Source organism: Algibacter luteus, assembly GCF_030344935.1.
Taxonomy (GTDB): Bacteria; Bacteroidota; Bacteroidia; order Flavobacteriales; family Flavobacteriaceae; genus Arenitalea; species Arenitalea lutea.
The window spans coordinates 1,231,451-1,245,739 of record NZ_CP128313.1; the positions used below are offsets into that span (position 1 = coordinate 1,231,451).

At 32.5% G+C, this 14,289-nt stretch carries 11 protein-coding genes; 6 read left to right on the forward strand and 5 right to left on the reverse strand.

The features are described 5' to 3' along the window. Positions 1 to 14: 14 nt before the first annotated feature. On the forward strand, positions 15 to 1,160 hold the full coding sequence (locus tag O5O44_RS05155) for a lactonase family protein (protein WP_289196014.1): 1,146 nt from the start codon (positions 15 to 17) through the stop codon (positions 1,158 to 1,160). A gap of 10 nt (positions 1,161 to 1,170) precedes the next feature. Here the strand turns inward: O5O44_RS05155 and O5O44_RS05160 are convergent, their stop codons facing one another. Further along, positions 1,171 to 2,217: a GntR family transcriptional regulator gene (locus O5O44_RS05160; protein ID WP_019386993.1), complete on the reverse strand. Its 1,047-nt coding sequence runs from the start codon at positions 2,215 to 2,217 to the stop codon at positions 1,171 to 1,173. A gap of 185 nt (positions 2,218 to 2,402) precedes the next feature. Beyond that, positions 2,403 to 3,449, reverse strand: a complete 1,047-nt coding sequence (locus O5O44_RS05165) for a GntR family transcriptional regulator (RefSeq protein ID WP_289196015.1) — start codon at positions 3,447 to 3,449, stop codon at positions 2,403 to 2,405. A 272-nt stretch (positions 3,450 to 3,721) separates the two neighbouring features. Here O5O44_RS05165 and O5O44_RS05170 point away from each other — a divergent pair, with 272 nt between their 5' ends. From O5O44_RS05170 to aldA, 5 genes are all read left to right on the forward strand, one after another. After that, positions 3,722 to 5,827 (forward strand): bifunctional rhamnulose-1-phosphate aldolase/short-chain dehydrogenase, encoded by a 2,106-nt coding sequence (locus tag O5O44_RS05170; protein ID WP_019386995.1) that lies wholly within the window; start codon positions 3,722 to 3,724, stop codon positions 5,825 to 5,827. A 102-nt stretch (positions 5,828 to 5,929) separates the two neighbouring features. Beyond that, complete coding sequence (locus tag O5O44_RS05175) at positions 5,930 to 7,210, forward strand: sugar isomerase (protein ID WP_289196016.1); 1,281 nt, start codon at positions 5,930 to 5,932, stop codon at positions 7,208 to 7,210. 9 nt (positions 7,211 to 7,219) lie between these two features. Further along, positions 7,220 to 8,596, forward strand: a complete 1,377-nt coding sequence (locus tag O5O44_RS05180; RefSeq protein WP_289196017.1) for an FGGY-family carbohydrate kinase — start codon at positions 7,220 to 7,222, stop codon at positions 8,594 to 8,596. 73 nt (positions 8,597 to 8,669) lie between these two features. Further along, the gene (locus tag O5O44_RS05185; RefSeq protein WP_019386998.1) at positions 8,670 to 9,959 is read left to right on the forward strand and encodes a class II aldolase/adducin family protein; all 1,290 of its coding nucleotides are present in this window, start codon (positions 8,670 to 8,672) and stop codon (positions 9,957 to 9,959) included. A gap of 28 nt (positions 9,960 to 9,987) precedes the next feature. Then, a complete protein-coding gene (aldA, locus tag O5O44_RS05190) occupies positions 9,988 to 11,427 on the forward strand; it encodes an aldehyde dehydrogenase (protein WP_289196018.1) in 1,440 nt (479 codons plus the stop codon). A 70-nt stretch (positions 11,428 to 11,497) separates the two neighbouring features. On the opposite strand, the gene O5O44_RS05195 is transcribed toward aldA, so the two are convergent. From O5O44_RS05195 to O5O44_RS05205, 3 genes are read right to left on the reverse strand one after another with little or no spacing between them, the layout of a single operon-like run. Beyond that, positions 11,498 to 12,076, reverse strand: a complete 579-nt coding sequence (locus O5O44_RS05195; RefSeq protein WP_289196019.1) for a LutC/YkgG family protein — start codon at positions 12,074 to 12,076, stop codon at positions 11,498 to 11,500. Beyond that, complete coding sequence (locus O5O44_RS05200; protein WP_289196020.1) at positions 12,069 to 13,436, reverse strand: LutB/LldF family L-lactate oxidation iron-sulfur protein; 1,368 nt, start codon at positions 13,434 to 13,436, stop codon at positions 12,069 to 12,071. The genes O5O44_RS05195 and O5O44_RS05200 overlap by 8 nt, the downstream gene beginning before the upstream one ends. 3 nt (positions 13,437 to 13,439) lie before the next feature. Then, on the reverse strand, positions 13,440 to 14,192 hold the full coding sequence (locus O5O44_RS05205; RefSeq protein WP_019387002.1) for a (Fe-S)-binding protein: 753 nt from the start codon (positions 14,190 to 14,192) through the stop codon (positions 13,440 to 13,442). Positions 14,193 to 14,289 lie beyond the last annotated feature (97 nt).

Consider the following 14,289-nt stretch of genomic DNA (forward strand, 5'->3'; position numbering starts at 1 on the left):
TATAATTCGATAACATGAAATATTACCAGATATTAGTTTTCTTTATAATGCTATGCAATGTGATTAGTTGTAAAACAGAAAAAGAGAGAACTTTATTATTTGTGGGTAGTTTTACTGATAAAAATCCAGGTAAAGGCATTCATGTTTATGAGTTTGATAGTCATACAGGAAAAAGCACCTTAAAATTCACAGTAGATAGTATTATAAATACATCGTTTTTACGTTTAGCGCCAAATGGTAAGTATCTATATTCGGTGGTTGAAAGTCAGATGAATTATGATGGAAAGATTGCTGCTTTTGCGGTAGATTCTATAAATTATAAGCTGAAGCTTTTGAATATGAAAGATTCAGGCGGAAGAAATCCAGCGCATCTAGAGATAAGTAAAACAGGTGAGTATCTTGTGAATTCCAATTATTCAGATCCAAGCTTAAGTGTTTTCAAAATTAACCAAAATGGCAGCTTGAAATCTTACGATCAAGTGGTTCGATTTAAAGATAGTAGCATTATTGAAAGCCGACAAGAAAGTGCGCATATTCATTCTTCAAACTTTTCACCTGATGGAAAGTTCTTATTTGCTCAAGATTTGGGTTCGGATAAAATACGAGGTTTCAATTTTATAAGTAATCACAAAGATTCAGTACTTCAAAATGAAAATGAAATTAAGGTGAAACCTGGAAGTGGTCCAAGGCATTTTGCATTTCATCCTAACGGAAAATTTGGTTATGGTGTGGCAGAGTTAAGCGGTAAAATTACTGCTTATGAATATAATAATGGTAATTTGACTTTTATCGAAGATTATCTGTCTTATCAACAAATTCAAGATATTTACAGGGCAGCAGATATACATATTTCCCCCGATGGTAAATTTCTATATGCGTCAAATCGTGGTCCTGATGAAGATAGTATATCTATATTTTTAATAAATCAAGATTTAGGTACTTTAAGTCTTGTAGGTCACGAACCAACATATGGAGAACATCCAAGAAATTTTGCTATTTCTCCTGATGGGAACTATTTATTAGTAGCAAATCAATTTACAGATAATATAATTGTATTTAAACGGAATATTCAAACAGGAACTCTTAAAAAACTACAAGAAGATATTGATGTAAGTAGTCCAGCTAGCATACAAATGTGTACTTACAGAATTAAAAATTAATTGTTTTTTGTTACAACGAATCTCTTTCAATTAAATTAAAAGGCGCTTTTAGTTTGAGCTTTTTCTTGTTCAAAATAATTTGTGCAGCAGTTTCTCCCATAACTTTAAAATCTGTTGATATTACGGTAATCCCCAAAAGGTCTTTTAAAGGCGTATCATTGTAAGATATGATGCCTATATCGCTTCCTAGAATATATTCGTCTTCTCTTACTTGTTTAACCAAGTTAACTAAATCTGCTTCTTCAATAGTAATAAATAGATCCCCTTTTTTTAGAATCATATCGTGGTATACTTTGTCTATAATTTCGAAGTCTAAATTATGTTCAACGCAAAATTTTCTAAAGCCATGTAAAATTCTTCGTGGATATGGATGAACAGCCTTTTCAGGATACACTAAAATTATTTTTTGATACTTCTTTATTTTGGTAAGCCCTTCATTTAATGCTCCATATATATCATTTTCAAAATCTTGATACACTTCTCCTAAGGCGCCACTCATTTCAGGTTTTATATTATCTAAAATAATTAATTTTTGTTGTGGAATTTTTTCCAGTGCTTTTAAAGCCTTATCAGTGAAACTTACATGTTTTAAATCATCAGTTTTAAAATGTGGCATGATTATAAAATAATCGTATGCCGATTTGTTTTTATCAATTAAATTTAAAAATAAGGTTTCGTCGCAATGGTAAACGTGTAAATCTGTGTGTGAATTAGCTCCAATGGCATCTATAAAGTGGTTGTAAGTTCTAAGTTTATAGTTACTTAGTTTGTTGATTAAGAATAAGATATTGACTTTAGAAATTAATTTAGTACGGGAAATATAAAACCCCTTACCTCGAATTGAAGTTATTATATTACGTTCTTTTAAGATGCTATAAGCTTTTTCTACGGTATCTCTAGATAAATAGAATTCTTCACTAAACCTATTAATGGAAGGTATTTTTTCATCTATATTGAAATTTCCTTTTGAAATATTTTCGATTACCGAATCAACAATTTGTTGATATTTTGGTACCCTTGAATTCTCGTCAATATTTATAAACTTATATAAATCCATTTAGAAAAAATTTAATAAAAATTTAAATTAATTATAAAATTCTAAATAATGCAATAAATATAGAAATTAACAATTAAACTAATTTTTTGGTACTTATACTAAATTTTTTTCGTGAAAATCTCAACAAAAACAAATTAGTATAGATTACTTTGTTTAAAGAAAAGAAGTATATATTTAGTTATCAGCTAAACGGATTTTCTTTCAATAAAATTAAAAGGCACTTTGTAAACTCCCTTCTCATTATTTAAAATCATACCTGCTGTTGTTTCTCCCATGATTCTAAAATCGGTTGAAATAACTGTAATTCCAAGAAGTGCTTTTAACGGCGTGTCGTTATATGAAATAATACCTATATCATTTCCTAAGACAAACTCTTTTTCTCTTATTTGTTCAAGCAAATTAATTAAGTCGTCTTCTTCAATGGTTATAAATAAATCTCCTTGTAAAAGAATCATGTCGTCATAAACTCGATTTAAAATATCAAAGTCCAAATTATATTTAGCGCAGAATCTCATGAAACCACGCTTAATTCTTTTGGGATAAGGATAAACTGCTTTTTCTGGATAAATAAGAATGATTTTTTTATATCTAGAAATTTTTTTAATCCCCTTTTCTAGAGCATTGTTAATATCGTTTTCAAAGTCCTCATAAACAGTAATAATATTATCTTCAATTGGAATTTGTTTATTGTCTAGTATAATTAATTTGTTTTTTGGAATCTTATTCATAGCTTGTGTTACAGCCACTGTAGTACTTGTGTACTCACTATTTTCAGTTTTAAAATGGGGCATAATAACATAATAGTCATAAGCTTTTTCATGTTTACTAAGCAAATTTAAAAATAAGGATTCATCACAATGATAAATATGTAAGTCAATATAAGCGTTAGGACCAATGCTATTTAAAAATGAATGATAGATTTCCATTTTGTACCAGCTCAATTTATTGATAAGAAATAGAATGTTTAATTTCTTAATTAATTTAGTACGGGAAATATAAAAACCCTTCCCCCTAATTGACGTAATTATATTTCTCTCTTTAAGAATACTATATGCTTTTTCAACGGTGTCTCTTGAAAGATATAAATCTTCACTAAGCCTATTTATTGATGGTATTTTATAATCTATTTTAAAATTACCAGTAGAAATATTATAGATAACAGCATTTACAATTTGCTGATATTTAGGAATTCTGGAATTCTCATCTAGTTTAATAAATTTGTGTATTTCCATAATTCAATCTTTTAAATAGAACAAATACCCTTAACTTAATTTTTAAAAACGAAAACACACCATATTAAAAAGTGTGCTGTTGAACAATTTTAAGGCAGAAAACAATTAAAGATAAGAATTTAATACTAATCGATTGAAAAACAATGAATAATTCAATCGGTTTACGAAAAAATTATATTTTTAGAATAATATTTAGAATAGCAGTATAGTACAGGATAGAGAAAAACATTTCCTTATTTATTTTTGATTCACTAATTATTCTAATTCAAAAAATGGAAAACATTACTAAAAACTTCAAGTACGTAGATTATCTATGGGATGACAAAAAAGCAAACAGTTTAGGAGATAACCAAGTAGAATTGTTTCTATACCGTTCTAATATATTAGGTGCAGATTTAAGAATTACAAATTATGGCGGAGGAAACACCAGTTGTAAAACTATGGAAACCGACCCATTAACAAACGAAGAGGTTGAAGTAATGTGGGTTAAAGGCTCAGGAGGGGATATAGGAACTTTAACAAGATCTGGAATAGCAGGTTTATATACGAAACGCTTACGAGATTTAAAAAACGTTTACCAAGGATTACATGATGAGGATAGAATGGTAGGTCTGTTTAATCATTGTATATATGATTTAGACAGTAAAGCACCATCAATAGATACACCTTTGCATGGTTTATTGCCATTTGCACATATAGATCATTTGCATCCAGATGCTTTAATTGCCGTTGCAGCTGCCAAAGATAGTGAGAAGGTAACCAAAGAAATTTGGGGAGACACCATGGGCTGGGTACCATGGCAAAAACCAGGATTCGATTTAGGATTACAATTAGAAAAATGTTTGGCCGATAACCCTGGAATTAGAGGAATTGTTTTAGGAAGTCATGGCTTATTTACTTGGGGAGATACCTCTTACGAGTGTTATATGAATAGTTTAGAAGTTATTGAAATGGCTTCTGAATATATTACAAAGAAAATAAAAGAAAAAGGTTCTGTTTTTGGTGGTCAAAAAGTTGAAAGCTTACCTAAAGAAGAACGTTTAGAAAAAGCAACCCAATTAATGCCATTACTTAGAGGATTATGTTCTTCTGAAAAACGCATGATTGGTCATTTTTCTGATACAGATGTGGTTATGGAATATATTAATAGTCATGATTTAGAAAGATTGGCGCCTATGGGCACATCTTGTCCAGATCATTTCTTGAGAACCAAAATTCAACCATTAGTATTAAAATTAGATAAAAATGAAGATTTATCAGATGCTGATGCGATTTTAAAGAAATTAGAACCAGCATTTGAAGCCTACCGTCAAGAATACGTAGATTATTACAACACCTGTAAAAAAGATAATAGTCCAGCCATTCGAGATGCAAACCCTGTTATTATTATTTATCCAGGAGTTGGTATGTTTAGTTTTGCAAAAAACAAGCAAACTACGCGTGTAGCAAGTGAGTTTTATATCAATGCTATCAACGTTATGCGAGGTGCCGAAGCGATAACAGAATACACTTCGTTGCCAAGACAAGAGGCTTTTGATATTGAATATTGGTTGCTAGAAGAGGCAAAATTACAGCGTATGCCAAAAGAAAAACCATTATCGCGTAAAGTAGCTTTTGTAACAGGAGCAGGAGGCGGAATAGGTAAAGCGATTGCTGATAAATTGGCAGCAGAAGGCGCCAATGTGGTTCTTACAGATATTAACGAAGATGCACTAGTTGAGGCGAATGCAACTTACGCAAGAGACGTGTCAACATATGCCGTATGCGATGTAACCAGTACCGCATCCATAGAAAGTGCATACAAGAAAGCAATTCTTGAGTTTGGAGGAGTCGATATTATTGTACATAGTGCAGGTTTGGCTATTTCAAAACCACTAGAAGATACAACTGATAAAGATTGGAATATATTACAGAATATATTAGTAAAAGGGCAGTTCGATTTAGCAAAACAATTTGCTGCGATTGTTCGTAAACAAGGAATTGGAGGCGATTATATTGCCATTGCAAGTAAAAATGGCTTAGTAGCCGGACCAAATAATGTCGCTTATGGAACAGCAAAAGCGGCGCAACAGCATATGGTACGTTTACTTGCAGCCGAATTAGCTAAAGATAAAGTAAGAGTAAATACAGTTAATCCTGATGGTGTAATTGTAGGAAGTAAAATATGGGAAGGTGCTTGGGCAGAAGGTAGAGCTAAAGCAAACAATATAACTGTAGAGGAATTACCAGCATTTTATGCAAAAAGAAATCTTTTACACGAAATCATTACCCCAGATGATATAGCAAATGGCGTATTCTCTTTTGTAGGGATACTTGATAAATCTACTGGAAACATTATTAATGTTGACGGAGGTATGGCCAATGCATTTGTAAGATAAAAAATGAAATTATTTGTAGTTAGTAGTTAGTTAAAAAAAAGACAACTTCCGTAGAACGATTTGTTTTATGGAAGTGTCTTTTTTTTTAATAGAAATTTAATCATGAAAATACAGAAAGAACACATTGTAAATTACAATAAAAAGGGAATTGAAAATCATAATCAAAATTTTGATTTTTTAGCAAATAAATTAACAAATCAAGGAAATGATGTTAATGCAATAGTTTCAAAACTTGCAGATTTTCAAGTAGCTATCCCAAGTTGGGCATTAGGCGCTGGCGGAACTCGTTTCGGGCGCTTTTCTTTTTTTGGAGAACCATCAAATCTTGAGCAAAAAATAGAAGATATTGGAGTGCTGCACAGTTTAACACAAACTGCAGGTGCCGTTTCATTGCATATTCCATGGGATATCCCTTCAGATTATAATGCTATAAAAGAAAAGGCGAATGCTTTAGATATTAAATTTGATGCCGTAAATTCTAATACGTTTCAGGATCAAAAAGACGCATCTGAAAGTTATAAGTATGGCTCTTTAAGTAATACTAGCAAAGCTGTAAGAGAACAAGCTATTCAACATAACTTGGATGTCATAAAAATTGGAGATAAATTAGGTTCAAAAGCGTTAACTGTTTGGTTGGCAGATGGGTCTTGTTTCCCAGGTCAAAATAATTTTCAAACAGCATTTCAAAATACACAAGATAGCTTAATTGATATCTATAAAGGTTTACCAAACGATTGGAAAATGCTGGTTGAATACAAACCGTACGAACCAAATTTTTACAGTACTGTAATTCAAGATTGGGGAGCTTCTTTAATGCTTGCCAATGGTTGTGGTGACAAAGCCTATACATTAGTAGATTTAGGACATCATTTACCGAATAGTAATATTGAACAAATCGTTTCAATTTTACAATTAAAAGGAAAGTTAGGTGGATTCCACTTTAATGATAGTAAATATGGTGATGACGATTTAACAGTAGGCAGTATCAAACCTTATGCGTTATTCTTAATTTTTAACGAATTAGTATACGGCATGCAAAATAATCCTCAAAACCCAGATTTAGCGTGGATGATTGATGCAAGCCATAACGTTAAAGACCCATTAGAAGATTTGATTCAATCACTTGAAGCTATTCAAGAAGCTTATGCTAAAGCATTGCTTATAGATCAAGCAGCATTAAAAGCAGCGCAGATAGATAACGATGTTGTAAAGTGTCAAGAAATATTGCAAGGTGCTTATAGAACAGATGTTAGACCATTATTGGAAAAAGCAAGATTAGAAAGAGGTGGTGCATTAAGCCCTATACAAGCTTATCGCGCTTTAGATGTTAGAAATAGCTTAATAAAAGAAAGAGGTAAAAACACAGTCGCCACTGGTTTATAAACCAAAATCATGAAACAAAAAGTAACTGCAGTTTTTGATATAGGAAAAACAAATAAAAAGTTTTTTCTATTTGATAAAGATTTCAAAGAAGTCCACAAAGAATATATTTCGTTTGAAGAAATAAAGGATGAAGATGGGCACCCAACTGAAAATCTTCCTGCGTTAAAAAAATGGTTAAAAAAGGTATTTGATCGAATTTTAGAAAAAAAAGAATTCAACGTAAAAGCAATTAATTTTTCAACATATGGGGCTAGTTTTGTGCACATAGACCGATATGGAAAACCTTTAACACCGCTCTATAATTACACAAAACCTTTACCAAAAGAAATTGTTACTTCTTTTTTTGAGAAGTACGGACCTAGAGAAGAATTTCTTCAAACTACCGGATGTGCAGATTTAAGTATGCTTAATTCTGGGCTTCAATTATATTGGTTGAAGCATTCAAAACCAGAAGTTTTTAAAAACATAAAATATTCTTTACACTTACCCCAATATCTCAGTCATGTTTTTACTGGTATTCCATTAAGTGAATATACAAGTATAGGCTGTCATACGGCACTTTGGGATTATAGTAAAAATGATTATCATAGCTGGGTTTATAATGAAGGTATAGATAAAATTTTACCACCTATTGTTTCAACAGAAACAAGTATTAATATGAATTACAATGGTAACCGTATTAAAATAGGTGTTGGAATTCATGATAGCTCTGCGGCTTTACTGCCGTATGTACGGAGTATAAAAAAGAAGTTTGTTTTAATTTCTACAGGTACCTGGAGTATTACTTTTAATCCGTTTACAGACAATCCAATTTCTACAGAAGTAGATGATAGCGATGTTATCAATTACATGCGCATTAATGGTAAACCTGTAAAAGCATCTCGATTGTTTTTAGGAAATGAATACAAGGTACAGGTAGAAAAATTAAACAAAAAATTTGGTGTTGATGATGATTATCACCGAAACGTAAAGTTTGACTATGATACCTATTTAGCCATCATGAAAGACTTTAAACATTGTTTTAAATGGGATAGTATAATTGATGCTGATATGGCTGAAAAAACAGAGTTTTATTATGATAAATATGAACATGCATATCATCAATTAATGACCGAATTGGTTTTACTACAAATAAAATGCATTAAGAAAGCGATAGGAAATGATGTAATATCAGGACTATATGTAGATGGTGGTTTTAGTGACAACGACTTATTTATAAAACTTTTGTCTCACAATTTTAGGGATAAAAAATTAAGGACTACAAATGCCTCATTAGGCTCTGCACTTGGTGCTGCTATTTCTATTTCAGATACTAAACTTAATTCTAAGTTTTTGAAAAAAAACTATGCGCTGAAAAAACATGTGCCATTTATTATAAGTGGTTAAGACTTTCTAAAAAATAATGAAACAACATAAGAATTAACTTGTTATAATAGTTAGTTCTTGAATATATAAACAAATGTCAAAAAACATTAAACTAGTACACCCTAGAGATCAAATTACCGAGGTAATAAGTAGAATTTATAAGAGAGGAATGACTACCACTTCTGGTGGTAATATTTCAATAATTGACGACGATGGAAATATTTGGGTAACCCCATCTGCAATTGATAAAGGTTCATTGCGTTCATCAGATATCATATGTGTGCAAAAAGACGGTACTGTGGTTGGTAAACATAAACCATCATCAGAGTTTCCGTTTCACAAAGCTATTTATGAAGCAAGACCAGATATTAAGTCTGTTATACATGCGCATCCGCCTGCATTAGTTTCTTTCAGTATTGTTAGACAAATTCCAAATACAAATATCATATCACAAGCAAAACATATCTGTGGACCTATTGGTTATGCAGATTATAGGTTGCCAGGAAGTGAAGATTTAGGAGAAGTCATTGCAGAGGAGTTTAAAAAAGGATATAAAGCCATTATAATGGAAAATCACGGAACTGTTTTAGGGGGAAGTGATTTAACGGATGCTTATGAACGCTTTGAAGCTTTAGAGTTTTGTGCTAGTACCATAATTTATGGTTCACAAATAGGAACACCTAAATACCTTACTGACCAGCAAATTGATGAGTTTGAAGCTCAAGCAACAGGAGTCTTGCCAGAGATGAAAACCACAACATATCCATCATACGAAGTTGAAAAACGATTAGAGATTTGCAACATCGTAAAACGTTCCTGTCAGCAAGGATTAATGATAAGCTCTTATGGCACAGTTTCTATGAGATTAAAAGGAAATGATTTCCTAATTACGCCAACAGGAATCAATAGATGGGATATTGATTTAGAAGATATTGTGCAAATAAAAGATGGCAAGCGAGAAGAAGGAAAAACACCAAGTAGAGCAACTTGGGTTCATCAAGAAATTTACAATCGAAATCCTAATGTAAACTCAATTATAATGACGCAGTCGCCATATTTAATGGCCTTTGGCGTAACGGGAGAATATCTTAATGTAAGAACGATTCCTGAAAGCTGGATATTTTTACAAGACATTGATTTTGTAAAGTATGGCAATCATTTTAGAAAGAATAATAATTCAGAAATTGTCGATAATTGTCCAACAGCTTTAATCATAGAAAATGATTCTGTAATTGTAACAGGAGACAAATTATTACAAACCTTCGATTATCTTGAAGTTGCAGAGTTTAGCGCAAAATCAATTGTTTTAGGACATTCATTAGGTGAAATGGTTCCAATAAATGATGAACAGGTCGAAGATTTAAGAATGAAATTTTTGGCATAAAAGATAGTATTAGAAATAACTCAGAATTATGAAACATTATAAGCAATATATTAACGGTCAATTTGTAGACTCCAAAGCAACATCCGTAATAGAAATATTAAACCCTTGTACAGAAGAGGTAATAAGTACTATATCTACAGGTACAGTTGAAGATGCCGATAATGCCTTAGAAGCTGCACAAGCTGCACAACCGGCATGGGAAGCTTTACCAGCCATACAAAGAGCTGCTTTTTTACATAAAATGGCAGATGTTATTAGAGAAAATCGTGTGTTTTTAGCAGAGACTTTATCTAAAGAACAAGCTAAAGTTATAGGTTTAGCTCAAGTTGAGATAGATGTAACAGCCGATTATTTTGATTATAATGCTGGTTGGGCACGAAGAATAGAAGGTGAAATCATCCAAAGTGACAGAGAAAAAGAACATATTTATTTGCATAAAGTTCCAATTGGAGTTGCAGTAGGTATTTGTCCTTGGAATTTTCCATTTTTCGTGATGGCGCGTAAAGTAGCTGCATCCTTAATAACCGGAAACACCTGTGTTATTAAACCAAGTTCAGAGGCACCTAATACCATAATGGAATTTGCAGATTTTATTCAAAAGATAAATTTACCTGCAGGTGTTTTAAATTTTGTTTGTGGTGCGGGACGAACTGTTGGTAATGCACTTTCTAAAAGTCCAATTACTGGAATTATTAGTTTAACAGGTAGTGTTGGCGCAGGACAGAAAGTAATCAGTGCAGCTGCAGAAAACATTACAAAAGTTTCTCTAGAATTAGGAGGTAAAGCGCCAGCAATCGTATGTGCAGATGCGAATATGGAATTGGCTCTTAATGCCATCGTTTCTTCAAAAGTAATTTTTAGCGGGCAAGTTTGTAACTGCGCAGAACGGGTATATGTTCAAGATAGTATTTATGACGAGTTTGTTGATAAGCTAACTAAAAAAATGAGCAAGGTTACTATTGAAGATGCCTTAACAGGAACTAACGCCGATATGAGTAGTTTAGTTTCACAATCGCAGCTAGATAAAATAACAGAAATGGTAGAGTTTGCTAAAAAAGAAGGCGCCGAAGTTTTAGTAGGAGGCAAGCAACCTAATCAATTTGATAGAGGATACTTCTATGAACCAACCATTTTAACTAATGTTTCCCAACAATCTGAAATTATTCAAGAGGAAGTATTTGGGCCAGTATTACCAGTGATGAAATTTGGTACATTAGATGAAGCTATTGCACTCTCAAATGATTGTCAATTTGGATTAACATCGTCTATATTTTCAGAAAATTATAACAATATTATGCATGCTACTAATAGTTTGCATTTTGGTGAAACCTATGTAAACAGAGAACATTTTGAAGCCATACAAGGGTTTCACGCTGGATGGAAAAAGTCTGGAGTAGGAGGAGCTGATGGAAAACATGGTATGGAAGAATATTTACACACCCGTGTAGTTTACGCTAAATATTATTAAACGTAATTTTAAATACAAAAAAGCTCAACTATTTATAGTTGAGCTTTTTTTATAAAGTGTTTTTTGTTTTTTAAACTAAAAGGACAGATAAACTCATAGCGCCATGGGCACCAACTACTAGACACTGCTCTATATCAGCTGTTTTAGATGGTCCAGATATAAATACACCAAAGTTTCTATCTCTGTTATCTATAACTTTATAAGCATCAAGCATATGTAAGCAAATGCTTTTTTTATTTAATATAATTACCAAATCATTAGTAATGAATGGAAGCGCTCTCACCACGCTATTGCTTGCGGTCACCCAAATAGCACCATTTTCAGAAACTCCAAGTTCACCTTCCACAATCGCTAAGTCAATATGCTCTAGCGTATGTGGGTCTGTATTTTTATCAACCGAAATTGTTCCTAATTTGGATTTATTTGTTGTAGAAACAATATTAGTTTTATCAGGATACTGAGCTTTAATAATGTCATCAATAGAAGCAACAGTGGTTTCAATAATATTTCCACCAACTAAGGCAACATTGTTTTTAAAAGTTTCTTTTAAATCAACATCTTCTTTAAACTTAACTTCATTAATTTCTGGTAATGGAAGTAATTCAGGTTTGTTCTTTTTTACTGAATTTAATATGGCTTCTCTACTCATTCTTCTGTCTTTTTTTATACCATTCGTCAAAACTATCGCCTTTTACTTCAGGTAAATCTCTAGCTTTTCCCCAAGCATTTAATTTATTGTAAATCATAAATTTTGGCGCATGCTTCAACGCAAATCGTGCTGATTTTCCAGCTATTTTATATAATTTAGGTTTAGATAAAACCATTCCAGCTGTTTTAAGAATTGATTTTTTTACAATGGGCTGTTTCTCTTCCTTTACAATGACTTGTCGCCATTTATATAACTGCTCATGGATGTTTATTTTTACAGGACAAACATTAGAACAGGAACCGCAAAGGGTAGAAGCAAAAGGTAGTGAACTGTGTTTTTTCAAGTCTTTGCCCGGAGAAAGAATAGAACCGATGGGTCCTGGTATTGTGTAATCGTAGCTATGTCCACCACTTCTTCTGTATATTGGGCAAGTATTCATGCAAGCACCGCAACGGATACAATGTAAAGAAGCTCTGAAATCTTCCCTACTTAATTGTTCTGTTCTACCATTATCTACAATAACAATATGCAGTTCTTTACCTTCTTCAGCTTGGTTAAAATGCGACGAATAGGTAGTAATAGGTTGTCCAGTTGCACTTCTAGCTAACAACCTTAAAAATACACCTAAATGTTTTTCTTCAGGAATGATTTTTTCTATACCCATACATGCAATATGTGCTTTTGCCAAGTGCACGCCCATGTCGGCATTACCTTCATTAGTACAAACAACAAATCCACCAGTTTCTGCCACGGCAAAATTGACCCCAGTAATGGCAACATCTGCATTTAAAAATTTGTCTCTTAAATGCTTTCTAGCTTCACTAACTAAATATTCAGGATTGCCTTGGCTAGGTTTTGTTCCCAAGTGCTCTTGAAACAAAACATCAACTTCTTCTTTGGTTTTATGAATGGCTGGTAAAACAATATGGCTTGGTGGTTCTTCGGCTAATTGTACAATGCGTTCGCCTAAATCTGTGTCTATAACTTCAATCCCTTTGTCCTCCAAAAATGGATTTAAATGGCATTCTTCAGTTAACATAGATTTACTTTTTACTACTTTTTTAGCATTGTGTTTTTCTAGAATACTTTGTATTATTTCATTATGTTCTTGCGCGTTAGCTGCCCAATGCACATGTACGCCATTTTTTTTGGCATTTGATTCAAACTGAATTAAATATTCATCTAAATTAGATAATACATTGGCTTTAATTTCAGACCCTAATTGTCTCAAATATTCCCACCCTTGAACATTATGAGCAGATTTATCCCGTTTTTCTCTTACATACCACAAAGCTTTATCGTGCCAATTGACTTTAGCTTCGTCTTTATTAAATTCTGTTGCGCGTTTTGCGTGATTCATAATTTATAAACTGCTATTTAGTATTTCGGCAATATGCATTACCTTTAAGGGTTGCTTGTTTCTATTTACGATACCTTCAAGGTGCATCAGGCAAGAATGATCTGCCCCTGTAAGCACTTCCACTTCACTATCCAAATGATCTTGAACTCGATCTTTTCCCATTTTGGCTGATATAGCTTCTTCAAAAACGGCAAATGTGCCTCCAAAGCCGCAGCATTCGTCTTTTCTATTTAAAGACATGAGCTCCAAACCTTTTACTCCATTTAATAGATCTTCTTCGGTAGAATAGTGTTCACCTTGTAATTCTGAACAAGAGCCTAATTTAAGACCTCTTAATCCATGACAACTTTTATGTAAACCAACTTTATGCGGGAATGACGCACCTAAATCAGTTTTACCAAGTATTTTTACAATAAACTCGCAAAGTTCGTAAGCATTATTCCTTACTCTTTTAACATCAGGTGTTTGTTCTAAGATATCGAAATGATGTTTAACATGATAGATACAGCTTCCCGAAGGTCCAACAATATAGTCGTACTGTTTGAAGTTTTCAACAAATAAATTGCATATGCCTTTGGAATCATCTTCGTATCCTGAATTGCCTAAGGGTTGGCCACAGCAGGTTTGACCTTGAGGATAATCTACATCAACACCTAATTTTTCTAATAATTGAAACGTAGCAATGCCAACTTGTGGGTATAATTGATTTATATAGCAAGGTATAAAGAGCCCTACTTTTATTTTTTTCTTTTCCATTTGTTTGATAAAAATCTAAACTTAAGATAAAAATATAAGAATACAAATCATTATCTATCCTGCACTGACCTGCACTAGGTTCGAAACACTATTAATT

What these genes read in the sequence shown, in the direction of transcription:
- O5O44_RS05195 (WP_289196019.1), bottom strand. Translation starts at nt 12,076, where the DNA reads ATGAGTAGAGAAGCCATATTAAATTCAGTAAAAAAGAACAAACCTGAA.
- O5O44_RS05155 (WP_289196014.1), top strand. Translation starts at nt 15, where the DNA reads ATGAAATATTACCAGATATTAGTTTTCTTTATAATGCTATGCAATGTG.
- O5O44_RS05180 (WP_289196017.1), top strand. Translation starts at nt 7,220, where the DNA reads ATGAAACAAAAAGTAACTGCAGTTTTTGATATAGGAAAAACAAATAAA.
- O5O44_RS05175 (WP_289196016.1), top strand. Translation starts at nt 5,930, where the DNA reads ATGAAAATACAGAAAGAACACATTGTAAATTACAATAAAAAGGGAATT.
- aldA (WP_289196018.1), top strand. Translation starts at nt 9,988, where the DNA reads ATGAAACATTATAAGCAATATATTAACGGTCAATTTGTAGACTCCAAA.
- O5O44_RS05200 (WP_289196020.1), bottom strand. Translation starts at nt 13,436, where the DNA reads ATGAATCACGCAAAACGCGCAACAGAATTTAATAAAGACGAAGCTAAA.
- O5O44_RS05165 (WP_289196015.1), bottom strand. Translation starts at nt 3,449, where the DNA reads ATGGAAATACACAAATTTATTAAACTAGATGAGAATTCCAGAATTCCT.
- O5O44_RS05160 (WP_019386993.1), bottom strand. Translation starts at nt 2,217, where the DNA reads ATGGATTTATATAAGTTTATAAATATTGACGAGAATTCAAGGGTACCA.
- O5O44_RS05185 (WP_019386998.1), top strand. Translation starts at nt 8,670, where the DNA reads ATGTCAAAAAACATTAAACTAGTACACCCTAGAGATCAAATTACCGAG.
- O5O44_RS05205 (WP_019387002.1), bottom strand. Translation starts at nt 14,192, where the DNA reads ATGGAAAAGAAAAAAATAAAAGTAGGGCTCTTTATACCTTGCTATATA.
- O5O44_RS05170 (WP_019386995.1), top strand. Translation starts at nt 3,722, where the DNA reads ATGGAAAACATTACTAAAAACTTCAAGTACGTAGATTATCTATGGGAT.